Source organism: Streptomyces ovatisporus (assembly GCF_042653885.1).
Taxonomy (GTDB): Bacteria; Actinomycetota; Actinomycetes; order Streptomycetales; family Streptomycetaceae; genus Streptomyces; species Streptomyces ovatisporus.
In genome coordinates this window covers 316,603-338,523 of record NZ_JBHSFH010000015.1, presented here as the reverse complement: position 1 = coordinate 338,523, position 21,921 = coordinate 316,603, and the positions used below count along the sequence as shown (strand labels likewise).

At 71.6% G+C, this 21,921-nt stretch carries 17 protein-coding genes and 1 pseudogene; 10 read left to right on the top strand and 8 right to left on the bottom strand.

From position 1 onward, the window contains the following. The first annotated feature begins 13 nt into the window (after positions 1–13). The 4 genes and pseudogenes from ACFPA8_RS25530 to ACFPA8_RS25515 all read left to right on the top strand — a co-directional run. Entirely contained in the window at positions 14–379 is a 366-nt protein-coding gene (locus tag ACFPA8_RS25530) for an Rv2175c family DNA-binding protein (protein ID WP_045864131.1), read from the top strand. A 329-nt stretch (positions 380–708) separates the two neighbouring features. After that, positions 709–1,398 (top strand): thiamine phosphate synthase, encoded by a 690-nt coding sequence (thiE, locus tag ACFPA8_RS25525; RefSeq protein WP_386452219.1) that lies wholly within the window; start codon positions 709–711, stop codon positions 1,396–1,398. Between the two features lie 151 nt (positions 1,399–1,549). Continuing rightward, positions 1,550–2,467, top strand: coding sequence for a methylenetetrahydrofolate reductase [NAD(P)H] (gene metF, locus ACFPA8_RS25520; RefSeq protein ID WP_386452218.1), 918 nt, complete (start codon positions 1,550–1,552; stop codon positions 2,465–2,467). 40 nt (positions 2,468–2,507) lie between these two features. Then, a pseudogene (locus ACFPA8_RS25515) lies at positions 2,508–2,760 on the top strand (hypothetical protein); the annotation flags it as partial. 1,197 nt (positions 2,761–3,957) lie between these two features. Here the strand turns inward: ACFPA8_RS25515 and ACFPA8_RS25510 are convergent. From ACFPA8_RS25510 to ACFPA8_RS25495, 4 genes are all read right to left on the bottom strand, one after another. Next, positions 3,958–5,493 (bottom strand): phytoene desaturase family protein, encoded by a 1,536-nt coding sequence (locus tag ACFPA8_RS25510; protein ID WP_386452216.1) that lies wholly within the window; start codon positions 5,491–5,493, stop codon positions 3,958–3,960. A gap of 399 nt (positions 5,494–5,892) precedes the next feature. Next, positions 5,893–6,642 carry a TetR/AcrR family transcriptional regulator gene (locus tag ACFPA8_RS25505; RefSeq protein WP_386452214.1) on the bottom strand — a complete coding sequence of 250 codons (750 nt, stop codon included), beginning with the start codon at positions 6,640–6,642 and terminating at the stop codon, positions 5,893–5,895. A gap of 28 nt (positions 6,643–6,670) precedes the next feature. Beyond that, on the bottom strand, positions 6,671–8,752 hold the full coding sequence (locus ACFPA8_RS25500) for a YhgE/Pip family protein (protein ID WP_386452212.1): 2,082 nt from the start codon (positions 8,750–8,752) through the stop codon (positions 6,671–6,673). Continuing rightward, entirely contained in the window at positions 8,724–9,560 is an 837-nt protein-coding gene (locus tag ACFPA8_RS25495) for an ATP-binding cassette domain-containing protein (protein ID WP_386452210.1), read from the bottom strand. Before ACFPA8_RS25495 ends, ACFPA8_RS25500 begins: the two co-directional genes overlap by 29 nt. 275 nt (positions 9,561–9,835) lie before the next feature. On the opposite strand from ACFPA8_RS25495, the gene ACFPA8_RS25490 reads away from it, so the two are divergent. The 3 genes from ACFPA8_RS25490 (at position 9,836) to ACFPA8_RS25480 (ending at position 12,153) form a co-directional block, all read left to right on the top strand. Continuing rightward, positions 9,836–10,519, top strand: coding sequence for an SAV_6107 family HEPN domain-containing protein (locus ACFPA8_RS25490; protein ID WP_386452209.1), 684 nt, complete (start codon positions 9,836–9,838; stop codon positions 10,517–10,519). Between the two features lie 165 nt (positions 10,520–10,684). Then, entirely contained in the window at positions 10,685–11,446 is a 762-nt protein-coding gene (locus ACFPA8_RS25485) for a methyltransferase (RefSeq protein ID WP_386452207.1), read from the top strand. Positions 11,447–11,736: 290 nt separating this feature from the next. Beyond that, a complete protein-coding gene (locus ACFPA8_RS25480) occupies positions 11,737–12,153 on the top strand; it encodes a DUF3040 domain-containing protein (protein ID WP_386452206.1) in 417 nt (138 codons plus the stop codon). A 256-nt stretch (positions 12,154–12,409) separates the two neighbouring features. Here ACFPA8_RS25480 and ACFPA8_RS25475 read toward each other — a convergent pair whose 3' ends face one another. The 4 genes from ACFPA8_RS25475 to ACFPA8_RS25460 all read right to left on the bottom strand — a co-directional run bounded on the left by ACFPA8_RS25475 (position 12,410) and on the right by ACFPA8_RS25460 (position 18,000). Further along, the gene (locus tag ACFPA8_RS25475; RefSeq protein WP_386452205.1) at positions 12,410–14,809 is read right to left on the bottom strand and encodes a transglutaminase TgpA family protein; all 2,400 of its coding nucleotides are present in this window, start codon (positions 14,807–14,809) and stop codon (positions 12,410–12,412) included. Continuing rightward, complete coding sequence (locus ACFPA8_RS25470) at positions 14,806–16,323, bottom strand: DUF58 domain-containing protein (RefSeq protein ID WP_386452203.1); 1,518 nt, start codon at positions 16,321–16,323, stop codon at positions 14,806–14,808. The genes ACFPA8_RS25475 and ACFPA8_RS25470 overlap by 4 nt, the downstream gene beginning before the upstream one ends. Beyond that, positions 16,323–17,354 carry an AAA family ATPase gene (locus tag ACFPA8_RS25465; protein ID WP_386452201.1) on the bottom strand — a complete coding sequence of 344 codons (1,032 nt, stop codon included), beginning with the start codon at positions 17,352–17,354 and terminating at the stop codon, positions 16,323–16,325. Before ACFPA8_RS25465 ends, ACFPA8_RS25470 begins: the two co-directional genes overlap by 1 nt. Before the next feature lie 73 nt (positions 17,355–17,427). Further along, entirely contained in the window at positions 17,428–18,000 is a 573-nt protein-coding gene (locus ACFPA8_RS25460) for a beta-class carbonic anhydrase (protein ID WP_386452200.1), read from the bottom strand. Positions 18,001–18,328: 328 nt separating this feature from the next. Here ACFPA8_RS25460 and rsmH point away from each other — a divergent pair, with 328 nt between their 5' ends. The 3 genes from rsmH to ACFPA8_RS25445 are packed head-to-tail and all read left to right on the top strand — an operon-like array spanning position 18,329 to position 21,833. Further along, a complete protein-coding gene (rsmH, locus tag ACFPA8_RS25455) occupies positions 18,329–19,324 on the top strand; it encodes a 16S rRNA (cytosine(1402)-N(4))-methyltransferase RsmH (RefSeq protein ID WP_386452368.1) in 996 nt (331 codons plus the stop codon). Continuing rightward, a complete protein-coding gene (gene ftsL, locus ACFPA8_RS25450; RefSeq protein WP_386452198.1) occupies positions 19,321–19,695 on the top strand; it encodes a cell division protein FtsL in 375 nt (124 codons plus the stop codon). The genes rsmH and ftsL overlap by 4 nt, the downstream gene beginning before the upstream one ends. Next, the gene (locus ACFPA8_RS25445; protein WP_386452196.1) at positions 19,692–21,833 is read left to right on the top strand and encodes a peptidoglycan D,D-transpeptidase FtsI family protein; all 2,142 of its coding nucleotides are present in this window, start codon (positions 19,692–19,694) and stop codon (positions 21,831–21,833) included. The genes ftsL and ACFPA8_RS25445 overlap by 4 nt, the downstream gene beginning before the upstream one ends. Positions 21,834–21,921 lie beyond the last annotated feature (88 nt).

Here is a 21,921-nt window from a genome sequence, read left to right as displayed (position 1 = left end):
CAGGCTGGAGGACGTGACAGAGATTGATGCGAAAACCGATGCTCTCGTCCCCGCCTGGCTCACCCTCCCGGACGTCGCAGAGAAGCTGGACGTGCCGGTGACCCGCGCCCGGCAACTGGTCAAGGAAGGCCAACTGATCGCCGTACGCCGAGGAGAGGGGAGAACCCTTCAGGTCCCCGCCGACTTCATCGGCGCGGGCCGCATCGTGAAGGGACTCGTCGGCACGATCACGCTCCTCAAGGACGACGGCTTCAGCGACGAGGAGATGCTGGAGTGGCTGTTCACGGAGGACGAGAGCCTGCCCGGCACCCCGGCTCAGGCCCTGCGCGAGAACCGCGGGACAGAGGTGAAGCGCCGCGCCCAGGCCCTCGCCGTGTGAATCGCCGCGTGACGCGGGTGCCCGGGTGAGCGTCCACCGGGCGTGCGCACGGCAGCCGCGGTGCGCACAGCGCTCGCCGAACCCGTCGCGCTGCCGGACCCGCGCAGGCGGCGCCCGGCACACCGGACGCTGAGCGTGCGCCCCTCGCTGAAGCGCCATCGCAGCGCTCCCGCAGACCGCACGTGAAGGCGCGCCCGGCGGCGGCCCGTCCCCGTCGGCAGCACCTGTCCTCCCGTCCCCTTTCCCGTCCTTCCCGTCCTTCCGTCAACCGATCCACGGGTGTACGGGCCGGCTCCCGTCGGCCGGCCCGTACACCCCAGGGGTACGCCATGAGCACCGACGCCGCAGCCGTCCGCCGGCAGCTCGCCGACGCGCGGCTCTACTTGTGCACCGACGCCCGCAAGGAGCAGGGCGACCTCCCGCAGTTCCTGGACGCGGTCCTGCGGGGAGGCGTCGACATCGTGCAACTGCGGGACAAGACGTTGGAGGCCGCCGAGGAACTGGAGCACCTGGAGGTCTTCGCGGACGCCTGCCGGCGCCACGGCAAGCTCCTCGCCGTCAACGACCGCGCCGACGTGGCGCATGCCGCCCGCGCAGGGGTGCTCCATCTCGGCCAGGGCGACCTTCCGGTACCGGCGGCGCGGGCCCTCGTCGGTGACGACGTCCTCGTCGGCCGCTCCACCCACGCCGAGGCCGAGGTCGATGCGGCGGTCACGGAACCGGGTGTGGACTACTTCTGCACCGGCCCCTGCTGGCCGACGCCCACGAAGCCCGGCAGGCACGCCCCCGGACTGCCTCTCGTGCGGTACACGGCCTCGCTCGCGCCGGCGCGGCCCTGGTTCGCGATCGGCGGCATCGACGCGTCCAATCTCGACCAGGTGCTCGACGCGGGAGCCAGGCGCGTCGTCGTCGTACGGGTCCTCACCGGCGCCGACGATCCGGAGGCGGCCGCCGCGGGGCTGGCCGGACGGCTGCGCGAGCGTGCCGAGGAGGACGGGCAGCCGCCCTCCGTCCGGTGAGCTGCGGCTTCTCCGCCCTCCGGGCCGGGCGCGGCCGGGCCCGCCCGCCCCGTCCGTCCCCGCGGACATGTGGGTGCCGAGCGGGACGGAACGGACCGCGGCGGCACGCGACTGCGGGTTGCCCTCTAGCCAAGGCCGATAGCCTTCAAGCATGGCCATCGGTATCTCAGCTACCAGGACAGACCGTACGACCACGGTGCGTGACCTGCTCGCGACCGGGCAGCGTTCCTACTCGTTCGAATTCTTCGCCCCCAAGACGGAGAAGGGCGAACGCTCGCTGTGGAACGCGCTGCGCCGGATCGAGGCGGTCTCGCCGACCTTCGTCTCCGTGACCTACGGCGCGGGTGGCTCCTCGCGTGAGGGGACCGTCCGTAACACCGAGCGGATCGCCACCGAGACCACCCTGACCCCCGTCGCCCACCTCACCGCTGTCAATCACTCCCGGTCAGAGCTGCGCAACGTCATCGGTCAGTACGCCGACGCGGGCATCCGCAACGTGCTCGCTGTGCGGGGCGATCCTCCCGGAGACCCGATGGGCGACTGGGTGCAGCATCCGGAGGGGCTCACCTACGCCTCCGAGCTGGTGGAGCTGATCAAGGAGTCCGGCGACTTCTGCGTCGGCGTCGCCGCCTTCCCCGAGATGCACCCGCGGTCTGACGACTGGGACACCGACGTGCGACACTTCGTCAACAAGTGCCGCGCGGGAGCCGATTACGCGATCACGCAGATGTTCTTCCGGGCGGAGGACTACCTTCGGCTGCGGGACAGCGCGGTTGCTGCCGGTTGCCAGACTCCGATCATCCCGGAGATCATGCCGGTCACCAACGTGAAGCAGATCGAACGGTTCGCTCAGCTCAGCAACGCGACCATCCCGACGGAGATGGCAGAGCGACTCCGCTCGGTCGAGGACGATCCCGCGGCGGTACGCTCGGTCGGAATCGAGTACGCGACGGAGTTGTGTGCGAGGCTGTTGGCCGAGGATGTCCCCGGACTTCACTTCATTACGCTCAACAACTCCACGGCAACCCTGGAAATCCATCAGAATCTTGGACTCCACGAACGGTCCTAGTCGGAGCAGCCGGCCGAAGCAGTGAGAAGAGGGGGCTTACATGGGCTGGACAGTCCTCTACATCGCGTTCGGTATCGTCGCGCTGTGGCTTCTGGGCGAGGTCCTGCTGCAGTACAAGGCGCGACTCCGCTGGCGTGTACTCGCCTTCACCGGCTTTCTCGGTGTGGTGGCGGGGGCGCTGATCCCCTCGGTGATCGTGATCGGGGTGGGCATCGCCGCCTTCGCCACCGGCCAGACCTTCGTCACTCTCTCCTACCGGCGGGGCTTCGCGGCAGGCTGGGCACTCAACGGCCTGCCGGGCACCAACTTCCGCCGCCGGGACGACGAAGCAGCCGAGGCGGAGCTGGCAGCCGCCCCGCCCCTGGACGAACTGGGCGCACCCGAACCCGCGCCCGCCCTGGCCGGCCGGAGCGGTCCCGGCTCCGACGCTTTCCAGCCCAACGCCCTGAGCATGAGCGGCTTCGGCTCGGACGCCATGGAGAACACGGGCACGCTGAGCATGAACCGGTACGACGCCGGTCCCATGGAGACGACCGGAGGGCTCCGCGCCAACCGGTACGACTCCGACTCCCTGGAGAGCACCGGCGCTCTGAGCATGAGCGGCTTCGGCGGGGACGACTACGGCCCGAACCGCTATGACGGCAACGGCCAGGGCAACGGTTACGAAGCGAACGGCTTCGACACGAACGGTTACCAGGCCAACGGCTTCGACACGAACGGTTACCAGGCCAACGGCTTCGACACCAACGGTTACCAGGCCAACGGTTTCGACGCCAACGGTTTCGAGACCCAGGGCTTCCCGGCCGCCGACACCTTCAGCACGAACGGCTACGACGGCTACGACCGCCAGGGCTACGAGACCGTCTCCTACGACACGGGCCAGTTCCAGGCGGTCAACGGCTACGGCCAGCAGCCCGGCAGGGAAGAGTCCGTCCCCGTCTACCAGCCCGGCCCCATGCCGGACGAGACCGGCGAGTTCTCCCTCAGCGGCTACGGCTACCCCGGTCCCGAGCAGCAGGGCATGTACCCGGGCCAGGGCCAGGAGGCCCCGCAACAGCAGCAGTACGCCGCGTACGCGGACCCGTACTACGGCTACGACGGCAACGCCGGATACTCCGGCGTCCAGTTCGAGGAGTACGGATACGGCTACGGCGGCGGCGAGCAGCAGGGCTACGGCGCCCAGCAGCCTCCCCAGCAGTCGCCGTACGGGTACGGCGCGGACAGCTTCGGAACGGACGGCTACGGCGCCTCCTACGGTGGCGGTGCCACCTACACCGAGCAGTCCTACTTCCCGCAGGCGCCCACCGGTGGCGGCGGCGTGTGGGTGCCGCAACAGCGCGACCCCAACGAGCAGATGGAGCCCGAGCCGCAGCAGTCCTACCCGTACGACCCGAACGGGTACGGCGCCGGCGGCAACGGCTACTACTACTGAGAGCTGCGACTCCAGCGGGCGGGACCCTGCCGGGCCCCGGCCGGCTGGCAGGCGTCGTTCACTGCGAGCCGCGCCAGTCGTCGCCCTCGACGATCAGTCCCGCGACCAGCGCGCCGGACATGCCCGCGTGTGCGAGCCCGCCGCCCGGGTGTGCCCAGCCGCCGGCTCTGTAGAAGCCTTCGGTCGCCGTCCTGTTGGGCGCGCGACACCGCGTGCCACCCCCGGCCCGTCCACCGCCCCCGGCCCGTCCACCGCCGCCGGGTCCGGCCAGGGCGGGCGCCGGTACGAGACCGGCGGGGGCTCCCGTCTCCGCCTCCACGTCGTGCGGCGTACGGATCTCGCGCCACAGAATCCGCGGCCCGAGCCCCAGCCCGGCGGTGTCGGCTGCGGCGACAAGCCTGTCGGCCAGCCGGTCCGCCTCCGCCCGTCCGGGGATCTCGTCCGCGTCGACGGTCACCGACAGCACGGCTGTCTCGTGCGCGGCGTCCGGGCTGAGCGTCGCGTCGTCGGGACGCAGCACGGTGAGCGGCTGTCCGGGAGCGTCCGCCCGGTGGACGACGGTGCGGTGCACTGTGCCCGCAGGACGTCCGCCGGTCAGCGCGAGAAGCACCGTGAGGCGCGAACGGGCGGGTGCACACGGCACTGTCCCGTCCGGCCCGGGACGGTCGGTTCCTGAACCACCGGCCCCTGCTCCGTCGGCGCCCGCACGGGGAGCGGCCGGCGGCCACCAGCTGCCGGCGACCACGGCATCGGCGGCGACGTCGGGGGCCGCTGCCAGGACCACTCCGCTCGCCCGCCCGTCCTCCTCCCGCACGGCCAGCACCTCGGTGTCGAACCGGAAGCTCACTCCGCGCTCCAGGCAACGGCCGTACAGCGTCTCCGCGAGCGCCCGCATCCCGCCGCGCACGTACCAACTGCCGAAGGTGTGCTCGATCCAGGGCAGCACCGTCGCGCTTGACGGGGCCGTCCGGGGGTCCAGGCCGTAGGCGTGCACACAGCTGTTCAGCATGGCGATCAGCCGCGGGTCGCGCAGTTCGTCGGCGGCCACCTCCGCGAGGGTGGGGGCGCGACGGCGCAGCAGGCCCTTCCTGCGCAGCGCCGGATAGGGACTCCGGTCGAGGGCCGGTCCGTCCGCCGGTGCACCGACCGCGCCGAGCGGCTCCTCCAGAAGGGGCCGCCTGGTGGCCTCCCAGACCGTACGGGCCCGGGCGAGCAGGTCCGTCCAGCGCTCGCCGGCCCCCGCACCGAGTGCCGCGTCCAGCGCCTGGACGGTTCCGGCGCGAGAGGCGTGCGGCAGCGACACTGCCGTGCCGTCCGCGAAGACGTGCCGCACGGCGGGGTCGAGCTGTACGAGTCCGACGCACTCCTCCAGCGGTTCGCGGCCCGTCTTGACGAACAAGTCGCGGTAGACGGCGGGGAGGTGCAGCAGCCCGGGGCCCGTGTCGAAGCGGAAGCCGTCCCGTTCGCGGCGCCGTACTCCGCCGCCGTACGTCCCGGCACGCTCGTAGACCGTCACCTCGTGTCCCGCGACTGCCAGCCGTGCGGATGCCGCGAGCGCGCCCAGTCCCGCGCCGATCACTGCGATACGTGCCATGGCGAGGGACTTTAGCCGGGCGGCCGAGTGCCAGGACGAGTCGGTGCCCCTGCCGAACTCCCGGGGGGACGTGCGGACTACGCGGGCGCGGGGCCGTGGACCTCTCTGGTGCGTTCTGCCCGGGCTGGAGCGCGGACGGCTGAGTAGCGCTACCTAGTGGAGCAGTTGAGTATCCGAGCGGATGGGCGGCGGTGCGCCCGGACGGCAGAGTGATGCGCACGGCAAGGGGCGTTGCTCCGGCACCGCCGACACGGGGTGGCGGAACGGGGCAGCAGCCCTTGCCGGGGGGAACGCGGGTCACGGGGGCCCGTGGGGACAGGGGGATCGGGGGATGACCGTGCGCAGCCCCTTGAACCGGGTTGTCCGGGGCGCGTCCGCTGTGACTGCGGGCATCGCCGGCTACCGGGGCTGCGCACACCCCCCGACTCGTCCTTGAAGCAGCAGCGAGAGTGCAGCGTGCACGTCGTCGAGGGAGCGTTCCGGCTGGAACGCCTTCCAGTCGAGGGCCGCGACCAGCACCATGCCCACGAGGGCGGACGCCGTGAGTGAGATGTCGATCTCTCCGCTCAGTTCGCCCTCTTCGACTCCGCCGCGCAGCTGGGCCTCCACCACGGCGACCGCTTCCTGGCGGACGATCGTCAAGGTCGAGTTCCAGGCCCGGTTCGTACGCCACAGCTCCGCCACGTAGAGCTGGGTGAAGGCCGGATAGCGGTCGATGAAGGCCAGTCCCGCGCGCACCATCGCATCGAGTGCGTCGACCCGCCCGCCCCCGGCGCGCGTCGTCGACTCGGCTGCTTCCCGCAGATCGGCGGTGAGCAACTCCACGCCGTACCGCAGCAGTTCCTCGAACAGTTCGCTCTTGCTGGCGAAGTTGTAGTAGACGGTCCCCTTGGCGACGCCTGCCCGGTCTGCGATCTCCTCCACCGTCGTGGCGGAGAAGCCCTGTTCGGCGATGAGCGTGACCGCCGCGCTGAACAGCTTCTGGCGGGTCGAGCTGCGGTTGCGCCGGGCGCGGGCGCGTACGCCGCCTGTGCCCTCCCGGCCGCCTGTGCCCTCCCGGCCGCCGGTGCCGCGCCCGTCGTCGCGGCGTCGACCGTCCCCGGCGTGGGGGCCGTCCGTCCCCGCCCCGTCAGCGGTGGTCCTCGTCATCGGTCCGGCCCTCCTTGAGCGACGCCGCTCACAGTGCGATCTCCGGGTGCAGCCGGTCCAGCGTCCACACCTGCTTGCTCCGCGCGGTCGAGGCGGTCAGGACGAGCGCGCTCACGGTGAAGGCCAGCAGCACCAGGCAGGCTCGCCGGACCGGCCACAGATCGCCGCCCGTGACGAGGTGCCGCAGTCCGTCAACGACGTAACTCATCGGAAGGTAGGGGTGCACGGCGTTGAAGAACCCGGGACTGGTCTGAATCGGATACGTTCCGCCGGCCGACGTCAGCTGAAGCATCAGCATGGCCAGCACGAGGATGCGTCCGGCGGGCCCGAAGCGGGCGTTGAGCAGCTGCACCACAGCCGTGAAGCACGCCGTCACCAGCAGCAGGAAGCCGACGGCGGCCGCAGGGCGCGCCAGTTGGAGCCCGAGCCCCCAGTGCAGCACTGCGATCAGCGCGCCGGTCTGTGCGGCACCGATCGCCGCGACCGGCAGCCACCCCGCGAGGGCGATGCGCCCGGCGGGCGCGCCTGCGGCCAGCGCACGCTTGTTGAGAGGCTGGAGCAGCATGTACGCGATCATCGCACCGACCCAGAGCGCCAGCGGTATGAAATACGGTGCGAACCCCGTGCCGTAGTTGGGCGCGGAATGTGTCTTGGCGGAGGAGAGACCGACAGGGTCGGCCATCACGTCCGTACGGGCCTCGCGTTCCTTCTTGCCGTAGTCGGGGATCTTCTTCGCGCCGTCGTGCAGCCCGTGCGACAACTGCGAGGAACCGTCGGCGAGCCGGTACATTCCGCCGTTCAGCGTGCCCGCGCCCTCCGAGAGGCGGCCCAGGCCCGAATCGAGCTGTGCTGCGCCGCTGCGGGCGCGTCCGATCCCCGCGTCCAGTTCCGCCGCCCCGGCGGAGACCTTGTGGGCTCCCTCGTCGAGCTTGTGGATCTTCGCCACCGCCGAGTCCACGTCCTCGGCGAGGTGCGGGGCGCGGTCGGCCAGGGCGTTCGCCTGTGTGTGCAGGTCTGCCAGGCTGTCGTCCAGGCGGTCGAGGTTCTTCTGCTTCTTCACGAGGTCGTCGACGTCCTCTGCGACGCCGGCGGACGTCCGGGCCGCATCGACCGCCTTCTTCAACTGGGTGCACGAGGTGTCCAGTTCGGCAGGCCCCTCGCAGCGCACCCGGTAGAGGCGGGCGAGCGTGTCGGCGGCCTTGCGCGAGTCGGCGGCGGCCTTGCCCGTCGCGCGCGGCAGCTCGTCCAGGTTCTCCCGGAGCGTCTTGCTGAGGCGTGCGACATCGCGCGCCGCCTTGCCGATGTCGTCCCCGTGCTCGTCCAGGAAGGGCCGGACCCTGCCGGCCACGCCGTCGACCTTGCCGGCGAGTTTCCGGGTGCCGTCGGCGACCTGCCGCGAGCCCTTCTTCAACTCACCCGCACCGTCGTGCAGCCGCTCCGTGCCGTCCTTGAGGGTGCCGCTGCCCCTCTCCGCCCTGCCGATGCCGTTCTTCAGCTCTCCGGTGCCCTTCTTCGCCCGGCCGATACCGTCGCCGAGCTTGTCGGCTCCGTCCGCGGCCTTCGACGTCCGGTCGTGCAGCGTTGAGAACGAGACGAAGATCTTGTCGTAGAAACCGCGTGACGCCTTGCTGGAGGCCGCGGCCCGCACCTCTGAGAAGACGGTGCGGGAGATCTGCCCGACCACGTAGTTGTTGGCGTCGTTCGTGCTCACCTTCAGGGCGCCCGTCTGCGGGTTCTCGCCCGAGCTGGAGGCCACGCGGTCGCTGAAGTCCGCGGGCACCGTCAGCGACAGGTAGTAGCGCCCGTCCTCGACGCCTCTCCGCGCGTCGGCGGCGTCGGTCTCGCGCCAGTCGAACGTGTCGCTCCGACGCAGCCCTTCGGCTATCGAGTCGCCGGCGTCGAGCCGTTCGCCGTCCGCCTCGCTGCCTCTGTCCTCGTTGACGAGCGCGACGGGCACCTTGTCCAGCCGTTCGTACGGATTCCAGAAGGACCACAGGTAGAGCGCGCCGTAGAGCAGGGGGAGCAGCATCATCGCCGCCATAGCCGCCCGCGGCAGCCTTCCCCTCCCGAAACGCCTGAGCTCAAGCGCGGCCAGCTTCGGCGAGCGCATCTGCCGCATCCCCCTCCGTCGTCGGGCCCGATTCCCGGGCGTGGCGTCCTTCGCCCGCAGCCGTCGCGTCCTGCTGCGCGCCCGTACGAACGACCAGCGCGCCCTCGGGCGCCTCGCTGCACACGGCCAGTACGGTCGTCCCGGCCGAGGCGACCGAACGCAGCAGCGCCCAGGCCTGCTCGCGTTCGTCTTCGGCGAGCTTCAGGTCGACGTCGTCGACTGCCAGCAGCCGCGGCTCGCCCAGCAGTCCGATCGCGACGGACAGCCGCAGGCTCTCCAGGCGCTCCAGATCCCGTACGCGCGTGCGCGGGCCCTTCGGCAGGGACGCGAGGTCGAGCCCGGCAGCCGTCAGCGAGGCGTCGAGGCGTGTACGGGAGACTGCGGCACGACGGCTGGGCGAGGTGAGCAGAGCACGCAGCGAGCCGTCGAACCGCCGCTGGAGCAGCACCTGTTCGCGGAGCTGTTCGGCCACGGACAGGGCCGGTTCGAGATCGGTCACCCCCGGCACCGCTCCGAGTGCGCTGATACGGCGGACGGCGGCCAGTTCCGCCGGCAGCCGGTGCCCGCCCACGACTGCGTGCCCCGCGGTGGTCTTCATCCGCCCCGTGAGTGCCAGCAGCAGACAGGTGCGTCCCGAACCGGACGGACCCTCCAGGGCGACGAGCGAGCCTGGGGCCGCGTCGAAGGCGACGTCCCTGAAGACCTCACCCCTCGCCCCGTCCAGACCGAGACCTTCGGCATGGACCCCCGCACCTCCACGGCTCTGCGAACCGTCGTCGGCGCGGGATTCCTCCGGCGCTCCGCCCATGGCTTCCGCCCCTCTCCGCTGCGTGTGCCCGCTCGTCCCGTGGCAGAGCAGTTTTTGCACTGACTGGTCAGTGCAAAAGTATGCAGGACCGTGGAGTGCTCGTGTCCGGGCACCCCCCTCAGAAGGCGCTCCCGGGCCCGGGATGGGCGCGGTCGGCCTGGGAGGGGAGCGAGGAGGGGGCGAGATGGGCGCGAGGAGGGGGCGAGATGGGCGGTCACGTCTGAGGAATGGGTGTTTGCGCAGGTCGGAGCCGATTGTCAGTGGCGTGCATCACGATGGGTACATACGGCCGAACCATCGAAGTGCCAGACGACGACAGGAGGTTGGTTCCCGTGCAGCGACATCCTCGGGGAGCACCCCCGAACTCTTCACGGGCGACGCCGGCGAGCGACGTCCATCCAGTGCTGCGCCGTGCGGCCGCTCCGCCGGCTGCGCTCGATCTGCTGGCGCAGGCGCAGCACGGCCTGGACGAGGCGGCGGCGATGGAGACTCCGAACGAGAGATACGCCATCGCGCATCTGGCCGCCCTCCGCACCGCTGCCGCCGTGCTGGCCGTCCGTGGCCGTCCCGAGACCAGCGAGCGGCGCAGGCGCGCCATCCGCAGCGCCTGGGAGGTGCTGCCGGAGGCGGCTCCCGAACTGTCCGAGTGGAGCCTGCTCTTCGCCTCCGGCGCGCCCAAGCGGGCCCGCGCCGAGGCGGGGATCCAGGGCGCGGCCAGCCGGCGCGACGCCGACGATCTGGTGCGCGACGCGGGGGTCTTCCTGCGGCTGGTGGAGCGGATGCTCGTCTCGCAGCCCGCGCTGCCTCAGCCGCGCGTCGCACCCGTCGACGACGAGCAGGAGGGGGCGGGCCCGGCGAAGGCCCCGGCCTCCCGCTCCCCGGCCTCAACAGGCCGTCCCCAGGGGCGGATACGTCCGCAGAGCGGCCGGCCGACGCACCAGCGCAAGCGGGCGGGCTGACTCCCCGTGTGCGCGGACGCCGTGGCGCGGTGCCGTGGCGCGCTGCCGCGGCGCGTCCACGCGGGTCGGGGCGCTGACGGGGCTCCGTTCTCGTGGGATCGGCGCGCAGGAGTAGGCAATAGGGTGGGGCCTGCACGCCCCTGAGCCGCCGAGGAGCACCGTCCAATGTCCCGCCCCAGCGCATCACTCCGTACCGCCGTGGTCTGGGAAGTCCTGCAAGGCGCCCTCGACCAGCGGGTCAAGGCGTCCGGCAGGGAGTTCCTGGACGTCCTCGACACGGGCGGCGGCACCGGCAACTTCGCCGTGCCCCTCGCCGAACTCGGCCACCGGCTCACCGTCGTCGACCCCAGCCCCGACGCCCTCTTCGGCCTGGAGCGCCGGGCCGCGGAGGCGGGCGTCGCGGACAGGGTGCGCGGGGTGCAGGGCGACGCCCACGGGCTTTTCGACGTCGTCGAGCGCGGCGGTCACGACGTGGTGCTCTGCCACGGGGTCCTGGAGTACATGGACGATCCCGCAGAGGGCCTGCGCAACGTCGTCGCCGCGCTGCGCCCCGAGGCGGGCACCCTCAGCCTTCTCGCAGCCGGCCTCGGCGGCGCCGTACTGGGACGCGCCATCGCGGGCCACTTCACGGAGGCGCGGCACGCGCTCACCGCTCCGGACGGGCGCTGGGGGGAGAACGACCCGATGCCCCGCCGGTTCACCGCGGAGGAGCTGACGCGGCTGATCGGCGCGACGGGCCTGACGGTCGGGGCGGTGCACGGCGTACGCGTCTTCGCCGATCTGGTTCCCGGCGCCCTGGTCGACACCGAGCCGGACGCCGAGGCGGCCCTCACACAGCTGGAAGCCGCCGCGTCCGGACTGCCCGCCTTCCAGGCAGTCGCGAGTCAGCTGCATGTCCTCGCCGAGACGCGGTACCACGGCGGGTGAACAGCGAACGGACCCTTGCGCCACGGGGCGGGAACCACCGAGCAGGCGCAGCAGTGCATCGGAGCTCACCCGATCAGCTGTTGACCGCCGTATGATCGGTGCACGCGGTTCGGCATGGCGGAAAGGCGGTGCGGGAATGCACGAGTTGAACAGTCCCGCACTCATGTCCGTCGTCTCGGCCCTGGTGAGAGGTAATGGCGCAGAGGGGCGGGTTTCACGGGGGCGATTCCCTGCCTATCCTTGGATGGTCGCATCCGGTCGCCCCCGCGACCGACGAGTAGGAGGACTCCGTGCCGCTCTCTGAGCACGAGCAGCGCATGCTCGAGCAGATGGAGCGAGCGCTGTACGCCGAAGATCCCAAGTTCGCGACAGCGCTCGAGGGAAGTGAGCTGCGCAGGTACACCCGCAAGCGGGTCTACCAGGCCGTCGCAGGCTTTCTGGTGGGCATCGCACTGCTCATGGCCGGAATGGTCGCGCAGCAGATCTGGATCAGCGTCGTGGGTTTCCTCGTCATGCTCGGCTGCGCCGTGCTCGCGGTGACCGGCTGGCGCAAAGCCCCCAAGAACGGCGAGCAGCAGGAGCAGGGAGCCGCCCAGAGCAACAGTGGAGGCAGCGGGACTCCCACCCGCCGTCAGCCACGCGCACGACGTTCGATGATGAACCGCATCGAAGAGCGGTGGCAGCGCCGCCGCGACGAAGGTCAGTAGCGCTCAGCGCAAGTACCAGGCGAGCACAGCGCCCGATGCGGCGTCCTCCTCCGTGACACGGCTGTGGGGCTCCCTCTCCGGAGTACGGGAGGGAGCCCCACAGCCATGTCCGGTGCCTGTCCGCTACTGCCCTCCGGCACCGGAGGACCTGTGGTTTCCCCGCCGACGGGCCGGAGGGCCGGGCCCTGCCTGTGCGGGGTACGCCCCGGCACCGCCCCGGCGGCCGTGAAGACGTACGGGCAGGGCCGCACCCGTCCTACTTCGCGAAGCGCACCCGCAGGGCCGTCGTCCACCGCTCGCGCAGCTGCGCCAGCCGCCCCGTCACCTTCCATATCACCCGGATGGACGAGGGGGGCAGCAGCAGAGCGCGGAGCCGCAGGCCGCGCGGAGCCGCGTCCCGCAGAGCGCCGCTGACTCCGAGCACGTCCGTCCGTACGTCCGTCCCGGCCTGGCGTCCCGGTGCGTACAGCACCCGCTCCACCACGAGAGCCACCCGGTACGCGGCCTCTGTCGCCTCCTGATCCAGGTCGCCGATGCGGGCGATGCGCTCCGCCGTCTTCCTCGGTGTCGCCGAGTCCTCCGGGACGACCCCGTAGTCCCAGCCGGTGTCGACGAGTTCGCGCCAGGCGGCGAGTACCGCGCCGCCCGGATCCGCGCCGGGCGACGGGCCGCCCCGGCCGCCCAGCCTCCGGGCCCGCAGGCGTCTGCGCCACAACATCGGCAGCAGTGGTACGCCCAGCACAAGCAGCGCCAGTGCGGTCACCCCCGCGATCCTGCCGACGGGGGCGCCGTCGTCGGTGCCGCCGCTGTCCGGGGCGGGTGCGGCCTGGCCGCACTCCGGGTCGAGCCGCTTCTCCGCGGAGGTGCAGTCGTCCGACTCGGACGGTGCGGGCGTCGGTTCGCTGCTCTCGCCACGGTCGGGAAGCTGCTCGGCCGGGTTCTCACTCGGGTCCGGGGTGTCGGGCTGCGCATAGGCGGGAGGTGAGCCCCGCGTGGGAGTGGGCTCGAATCGCGTCCAGCCGACTCCCTCGAAGTACAGCTCCGGCCAGGCGTGCGCGTCCTTGAGCCCGACCGCCATCTGCCCGTTGGCCCCCGCGGTGCCCGGCGTGAAGCCGACCGCGACGCGAGCGGGGATGCCGAGGGTGCGGGCCATGGCCGCCATCGAGAACGCGAAGTGGACGCAGAAGCCCTCCTTCTGCTCCAGGAAGTTGGCGATCGCGGCCGACCCGCTGCCGGCGCGGACCCGGGTGTCGTAGGTGAATCCGCCCTCGGACGCGAACCAGTCCTGGAGGCGCACCGCCCGCTCGTAGGCGTTCGTCGCGCCCCTCGTGACGCGCTGTGCGGTGCCGCGCACGACGGACGGCAGCGACTCGGGGACCTTGGTGTACTCCTCGGCCACCGGGTCCGGAGGGTCGGCCGCCCGTCGCAGCTGCCGCTCGGTCGGCTGGACCATCAGGCTCTCGACCACGTAGCGCGCACCGCGAGTGGTCTCTCCGCGGTCCCCGACGAGCGTGCGGCCCTCCGGCTCGAAGCGCCATGCTCCGCCGATGTTCACGCGGCTGGCCGGATAGGGCATGGGCAGCCAGTTCTGCGCGTACCAGTCGGCTGCCACGACAGTGCTGCGGACCCGCTCGGTGGCCACGTCGGGGGAGAGGCCGGGAGGCGAGGGCAGGGGATCGGGCACGGCGTCTATGCGGCGTTCCGAAGGCTTCCAGGAGGCGCCGTCGAACTGGTCCAGGGCGACGATCCGCAGATACATCTCCTGGGTGTCCCGGGTGCTGGTGGTGTACGTGAGCGCTGTACGGTCCTCGGCCTGGTTGAGGCTGTCCTGCAGCGCCACCAGGGGGTTGACCGCCGAGACCGTGCCGCCGTTCTCGCCCACGCCGCCGCTGCCGTTGCGCGCCGCGTCCAGCAGTCCGCTGCCCATCGACGGGAGCACCGCCGGGACGACGAGGGCGAGACCGAGGCTGAGGGCCCCGATCCGGCGGCCCGTCCGTACGGGCGCCATCGCCGGGCCCTCGACCGACCCGGGCTGAGGGGGCGGAGCGCCGGGGCGTCCCCGGTCGGTGAAGACCCGCCCCCACTGCGAGAGCCGCTCGCGCCCCTCGGCGAGGAGGAGCAGCAGGTAGCCGCCCGCGGCGCACAGGAACCACGGCCAGGCCGCACCGTCCCGGGCCAGACCGGCCGCGACGGAGTACAGCGCCAGGAGCGGCAGCCCGGCCGGAGCGGCGCTGCGGAACGTCACCGCCAGCGCGTCGACGAGGAGACCGATCACGAGGACACCGCCGACGAGCATGAGCCGTATGCCGTCCGTCACCGGCGCCGGTATGGCGTAGCGGCCCACGTCGTGGCCGCCCTGGCCGAGCAGCCGCTGGAACTCCTCCAGCACCGCGGGACCGGGAATCATCCCGCCGAGCGCCTCGTCGCGGGCGAAGAACAGCGTCAGCATCATCAGCGACACCAGCACCTGCACCGCCACCGTCAGGGCACGCGCCAGCGGCACGCGACGGGCCGCGGCGCCCACGAGCGTCTGTCCCGCGAGCAGCAGCGCGGCCTGCAGCAGCCACGTGGCCGGGTCCACCAGCGGCAGCAGCGCACAGGCCGCGGCCAGCGTGGCAAGCGCCGCGCAGAGGGCGAGCCGTCCCCGTCCGCTCATCGCTCCAGCCCCTTCACTGTTGCGTTGTCGGCCTCGTGCCACAGGGCGGACATCGCGACGCCGGGGCCGCCGCGCAGCGCCGTCCAGCCCGACTCGCGCAGTACACGCAGCGCGGGTTCCTCCCCGTCCGCGGAATCCCGCGGCGCGGCTGACGCCGCAGCCTCGTCCGGCCGCTCCACCCCGGCCGGGACGCCGAGGGCGGCGTCTGCGGCCGAGCCGTACTCGCTGTCGTCTGCGGCCCCGTCTCCGGTCCCGGCCCCGTGCGCCGTCAGCTGCGAGGTGAAGGCCACGGCCCTGTTCGTACGCTGCCGCATACGCCCCACCGTGACCGCCTGCTCCTCGTCGAGATCTCCGAGGAAGGCGACCAGCAGCCCTTCCTGGCCGGCCGTACCGCCGCGCAGGATGTCGTAGGCGTACGACATCCCCGTCTCGGCGGAGTGCTCCACCAACGCGAGGGTGTCCAGCAGCAGTCCGGCGGTGTCGGAGGAGTCACCGGCGAACCCGACGCCCTCGGGGCCGGGCACCATCGTGCCGGTGTCGGTCAGCAGCCGGACCGCGTAGCCCTTCTCCAGCAGGTGCAGGCAGACGGACGCGGCACCGGAGACCGCCCACTCGAAAGGTGAGTCCGGGCCCGTGCCCGCGTATGCGGCACGGCGGGTGTCGAGCAGCACGGTGCAACGGGCCTTCTGCGGCTGTTCCTCGCGTCGCACCATCAACTCGCCGTAGCGGGCGGTCGAACGCCAGTGGACGCGGCGCAGGTCGTCACCGTGCCGGTAGCCCCGCGGGATGACGTCGTCCTCGCCTGCGAGCGCCAGCGACCTCTGCCGTCCGTCGCCGTAACCGGTCGTGTCGCCCGACATCCGCACCCACGGCAGCGCTTCGACCTGCGGCACCACGGTGAGCGTGTCGTACGTGCTGAAGGAACGGGTGAGTTCGCACATCCCGAACGGGTCGGTCAGCCGGAGCTGCATGGGCCCGAGGGGGTAACTGCCGCGCATGTCGGAACGCACCCTGTACGACACCTCCCGCTGCCCGCCCGGCTCGACCCGGTCCAGTACGAAGCGAGGCCGGGGCCCCAGGACGTACGGCACGCGGTCCTGAAGCATCAGCAGCCCTGTCGGAAGGCGGGAGATGTTGTCGACGCGCAGATGGACGCGCGCCTCCGAACGGGCCGGCACACGCGCCGGGGAGAGCCTGCGCGATCCGGCCACGCGGTAGCGCGTGCGGTAGAGCACGAGCACGCAGACCAGCGGCAGCGCCGACAGCAGCATCCCCACGCGCAGCAGGTCGGCCTGCCCGAGCAGATAAGCGCAGACAGCCGCGGCGGCACCGGCCGCGAGGAAAGACCTGCCGCGGGTGGTGAGTCCGCCGAAGGCGGAGCGCAGCGGGCCCTGCTGCTTCTCGTCCGGGTCCGGCCGGGGCCGGTCGTCCGCACGTTCCTCGCCGCGGCGCTCCCTGCCCCGGCCGCGCCGGCGACGGGCGGCGTCCGCTCCGGCAGCCGTACTCCCGGACATCAGTAGCCTCGCGGCGACTGCTGTCCGTAGCCGTCGGGGGGCGCCGGAGCGCCCACTCCCCCGTGCGTCGCACTCGGTACGGGCACGCGGTGCAGAATCTCGGTGACGACCTGTTCGGCCGTACGTCTGCTCAACTGCGCCTGCGCGGTGGGCAGCAGGCGGTGCGCGAGTACGGGGACGGCCAGCGACTGCACGTCGTCCGGCAGCACGAAGTCACGGCCGGACAGGGCCGCACCGGCGCGAGCGGCACGCAGCAGGTGCAGCGTCGCACGCGGAGAGGCGCCGAGCCGCAGGTCCTGGTGCGTACGCGTCGCGGCGACCAGGTCCACCGCGTAGCGCCGAACCGGATCGGCGACGTGGACGCCGCGCACCGCTTCGATCAGCTTGCTGATCTCGTGGGCGTGCGCCACCGGCTGGAGATCTTCCAGCGGTGAGGCGCCGCCGTGCACGTCGAGCATCTCCAGTTCGGCCGCCGGGCTGGGGTAGCCGATCGACACCCGTGCCATGAAACGGTCGCGCTGTGCTTCGGGCAGGGGGTAGGTGCCCTCCATCTCGACCGGGTTCTGCGTCGCCACCACCATGAACGGCGCGGGCAGTTCGTACGTCTGCCCGTCGATCGTCACATGGCGCTCCTCCATCGACTCCAGCAGCGCCGACTGGGTCTTGGGAGAGGCGCGGTTGATCTCGTCACCGATCACGATCTGCGCGAAGATCGCTCCGGGCTTGAACTCGAAGTCCTGGCGCTGCTGGTCGTAGATGCTCACCCCGGTGATGTCCGAGGGCAGCAGGTCGGGCGTGAACTGGATGCGCCGCACCGAACAGTCCACGGACCGGGCGAGGGCCTTGGCGAGCATGGTCTTGCCCACGCCCGGCACGTCCTCGATCAGCAGGTGCCCCTCGGCGATGAGCACGGTCAACGAGAGCCTCACGACCTCGGGTTTCCCCTCGATCACCGACTCCATCGAGCGGCGCACCCGATCCGCCGTGCTGCTCAGATCGCTGAGGTCCGCTCGCTCGTCATACGTCGTCACCGGCCCTCCTCGGCCATCCCCGTTGGTCATCTGCTGCTCGTACACGCATTCTTCACGCCCGTGGGGTCCCGCGTCACCGTTCCGGGGGGATCTCCGGGTCGATCTCGCGGAGCAGGCCGGTCTTCACGTCGAAGACGAAACCGCGTACGTCGTCCTTGTGCAGGAGGAACGGTGAGGTCCGCACCCGGTTCATCGACTGCCGGACGTCCTGGTCGAGATCCTGGAACGCCTCGACGGCCCATGACGGCCGCTGCCCCACCTCCAGTTCCAGCTCGTGCCGGAAGTCTTCCGTCAAGTTGAGCATTCCGCAGCCGGTGTGGTGGATGAGCACCACAGTACGGGTGCCCAGGGCGCGCTGGCTGATCGTCAGGGAGCGGATGATGTCGTCGGTGACGACGCCGCCCGCGTTGCGGATGGTGTGACAGTCGCCGAGTTCGAGGCCGAGGACCTCGTGGAGGTCGATACGGGCGTCCATGCACGCGACCACGGCGACGTTGAGGACAGGGCGGGCGTCCATGCCGGGGTCGGTGAAGTGCTCGGCATAGCGCGCGTTGGCTTCGACGAGCCGGTCGGTCACGGTGCCGGGGCTGTTCCTGCCGGCGGGGGATTCTGTGTGCGGCGGGGATTTCCGCTGGTACGTCGACATGTGACGACGTTAGACCGGCTCGGCCCGTAAGGCTTCACGCGGGCGAGGACGAATCGGTCGGAACGCCTTTCTGTGAGGCACCCCACAAGCCCGCGGGTGCCCTCCCAACGCGCCTCGGCGCTTGTTGACCGAAGGGACGAGTGGACTAAAGTGGCGCGAAGTGGGAGGCGAGACGCTTCCGGGACCTGAATCTCCCCGCGTGCGCAGGGCGTACGTGCGGCTCGGCCTCCTCCCGCTCCGGCTCCCGGCGACCCTCTTCCCCGGTACCGCGGGCCACTTCCCCTTCGAGCGGGCGGGGACCAAGCAGCACGTGGGCAGGAAAGGGCGCATGACGACCGAGGAACAGCCCACCGGCGGAGACCCCGCAGTCCGTGACCGCCACAATCCGGTGATGCTGCGGCGGTGCCTCGACATGCTCGCCCCCGCACTGGCGGAGCCCGGCGCGACAGTCGTCGACTGCACCCTCGGCCTCGGCGGCCACAGCGAAGCGCTGCTCGGCACCTTCCCGGCGGCGCGCCTGATCGCCCTCGACCGCGACCAGGAGGCCCTCCGGCTCGCCGGCGAGCGGCTGGCTCCCTACGCGGACCGCGCCACCCTCGTGCACGCGGTGTACGACGAACTGCCCGACGTCCTCGACCGGCTCGGAGTGCAGCGCGTCCAGGGCGTCCTGTTCGACCTCGGCGTCTCCTCGATGCAGCTGGACGAGCCCGAGCGCGGTTTCGCGTACGCCCAGGACGCCCCCCTCGACATGCGCATGGACCAGACGAGGGGCCGCAGCGCCGCCGACGTGCTCAACACCTACCCTCCGGGCGAACTCGTCCGGCTGCTGCGCGTGTACGGGGAGGAGAAGCAGGCCCGGCGCATCGTCGAGGCAGTCGTGCGCGAGCGCGCCGAGCGTCCCCTGACCAGCAGCGCGAGGCTCGTCGAGCTGATCCGCGACGCGCTGCCGCAGGCGGCCAAGCGCACCGGAGGCAATCCCGCCAAGCGCACCTTCCAGGCGCTGCGGATCGAGGTGAACGGCGAACTCGAATCGCTCGAGCGGGCGGTTCCGGCCGCCGTCGGCGCACTGGCCGTCGGCGGACGCATCGCCGTGCTGTCGTACCAGTCGCTGGAAGACCGGCTCGTCAAGCGGGTGTTGACCGCGGGAGCCACCAGCACCGCGCCGCCCGGCCTGCCCGTCGTGCCCGAGCAGTACCAACCGCGGCTCAAGCTGCTGACGCGCGGTGCCGAACTCCCCACCGAGGACGAGATCGCCGAGAACCGCCGCGCCGCACCCGCCCGGCTGCGCGGCGCCGAGCGCATCAGGGAGGAGCACACGACATGAGTGCACAGCAGCGGCTGTCCCGGCTTGCTCGTCTGGTACCGGCCGGAGCGAGTGCGGCCCGTACGCCGTTCGTGCTGCTGGTCGTGCTGATACTGGGCGCCGGACTGCTGGGTCTGCTGCTGCTGAACGCCGCCGTCAACCAGGGGTCCTTCCGGCTCAGCAAGCTGGAGAAGCAGACGGACGAGTTGACGGACGAACAGCAGGCACTCCAGCAGGAGGTCGACTCCTACTCGGCGCCCGGGGCGCTGGAGAAGCGCGCCCGCGACCTCGGCCTCGTGCCCGGCGGCACTCCCGCCTTCCTGGAGCACGACGGCACGGTGAAGGGCAAGCCGGAGAAGGCCACCGGTGACCCGAAGCAGGAGGAGCGGTGAGTGAACGCCCGCGTGACCCGCGGCGCGACGGCCGGCCGGCGTCACGTACGGGCCGGCCGGCGCGCGACGCCAACTCCCGTGCGGCCGCCGGGAGTCCGGGCAGGGGAGCGGCGGGCAAGGCGGTCGCCGGCAGGACGGCGCCGGGCAGGGGCAGGGCTGGGGGCCGTACGAAGTCCGTCGGTGCCAGGGCGCCCATGCCCTCCCAGGGTGGCCGGCTGCGCCTCGCGAGTGCCCGGCCACGGCTGCGCCTGATCGCCTTCGGGCTGACGGTGGTCATGCTGGCGTTCACCGTGCGGCTGCTGCAGGTGCAGGCCGTCGACGCGAGCGCGTTCGCCGACAAGGCCGCCGTCAACCGGTACATCACGGTGCCGCTCGCGGCCGAGCGCGGCACCATCTCCTCCCGGGACGGCGCGGCGCTGGCCACCACGGTCGACGCCTACGACGTCACAGCCGACCCGTACCTCTTCACGCGCAAGCAGACCGGCATCGGCGACGCCCCCGAGCGTGCCGCAGCCCTCCTCGCACCCGTGCTCCACGAGGACGAGCAGGAGCTGACCCGGAAGCTGTCCCGGAAGAACACCCGCTACGTGCTGCTCGCCCGGCAGCAGACGCCGCGCACCTGGCAGCGGATCAAGGGCCTGAAGCGGGAGGTCGCCGCGAAGGCGTCCGAGGCTGCGCAGCAGAGCGGCGATGCCGATGAGGCAGGGAAGACCGGGAAGTCCGATGAGTCCGATGAGTTCGATAAGGCCGAAAAGGAGGCTGCTGCCGCGGACGTGCTTGCGGGCGTCTACCGCGAGAAGCACCCGAAGCGCATCTATCCCAACCGCGAACTGGCTTCGGGCGTACTCGGGTTCGTCAATTCCGAGGGCAAGGGCGGCGCCGGCGTCGAGGCCATGCTCGACAAGAAGCTGGCAGGCCGGAACGGGAAGATCACGTACGCCCAGTCCGGCGGCCGCCAGGTCCCCACGGCGGGCGAGCGGGAACGCCCGGCGCGCGCCGGCACCGACGTGCAGCTCACCCTCGACCGCGACATCCAGTGGGCGGCGCAGCAGGCCATCGGGGAGCAGGTCGGGACGTCCGACGCCGACAGCGGCTACGTCGTCGTGCAGGACACCCGGACAGGTGAACTGCTGGCGATGGCGAGTGCCCCCGGCTTCGACCCCAACGACATCTCCCGCGCCGATCCCGACGCCCTCGGCAACGCCGCAGCGCAGGACGTCTACGAGCCCGGTTCGACCAGCAAGCTGATGTCGATGGCCGCGGTCCTCGAGGAGGGGAGGGCCACGCCGCTCACGAAGGTGACCGTCCCGAACCGCCTCAAGCGCGCCGACCGCGCCTTCGCCGACGACGTCGACCACGAGACCTGGAAGCTGACGCTGAACGGCGTGCTCGCCAAGTCCAGCAACATCGGCACCATCCTCGCCACCGAGCAGCTGGGGGACACCCAGAAGGAGGCCAACAAGGTCCTCCACCACTACCTGAGCGAGTTCGGCATCGGCAGGCCCACCGGTCTGGGACTGCCCGGGGCGACCTCCGGCATCCTGGAGAAGCCCGAGAAGTGGAGCGCGTCGCAGCAGTACACGATCCCCTTCGGCCAGGGCCTGTCCCTCAACGCCGTCCAGGCTGCCTCGATCTACTCCACCATCGCCAACGGCGGTGTCCGGAAGGTGCCCTCGCTCGTACGGGGCACGACGGGCCCCGACGGCAGCTACACCCCCGCGCGTGAGCCGGGCAGCCGCCGGGTCGTGAGCGAGAGGACGGCCAGGACCCTCGCCCGGATGCTGGAGTCGGTCGTCAGCGACATGGAGGGGACGGGCACGACGGCGAAGATCCCCGGCTACCGGGTCGCGGGCAAGACGGGTACGGCCAACCGGGTCGATCCCAGGACCGGCCGCTACGACGGCTACACCTCGTCCTTCGCCGGTTTCGCCCCCGCCGACAAGCCCCGGGTGACGGTCTACTGCGCCGTGCAGAACCCGAAGAAGGGCAGCTACTTCGGCAGCGACGTGTGCGGGCCCGTCTACAAGCAGGTCATGAAGTTCGCCCTGAAAAGCCTGCAGATCCCCCCGACCGGAGCAAAGGCCGATCCGCTGCCTGTCAGCGCCGAGAAGGACAGCAAGAAGAAAAAGGGCCGATGAGCCACGACGACTGGCTTCAGAGGGGACGCACATCAGGTGAGAACGGACGCTCAGAATCAGCACGACGGGCCGGATGCCGCCCTTCCGG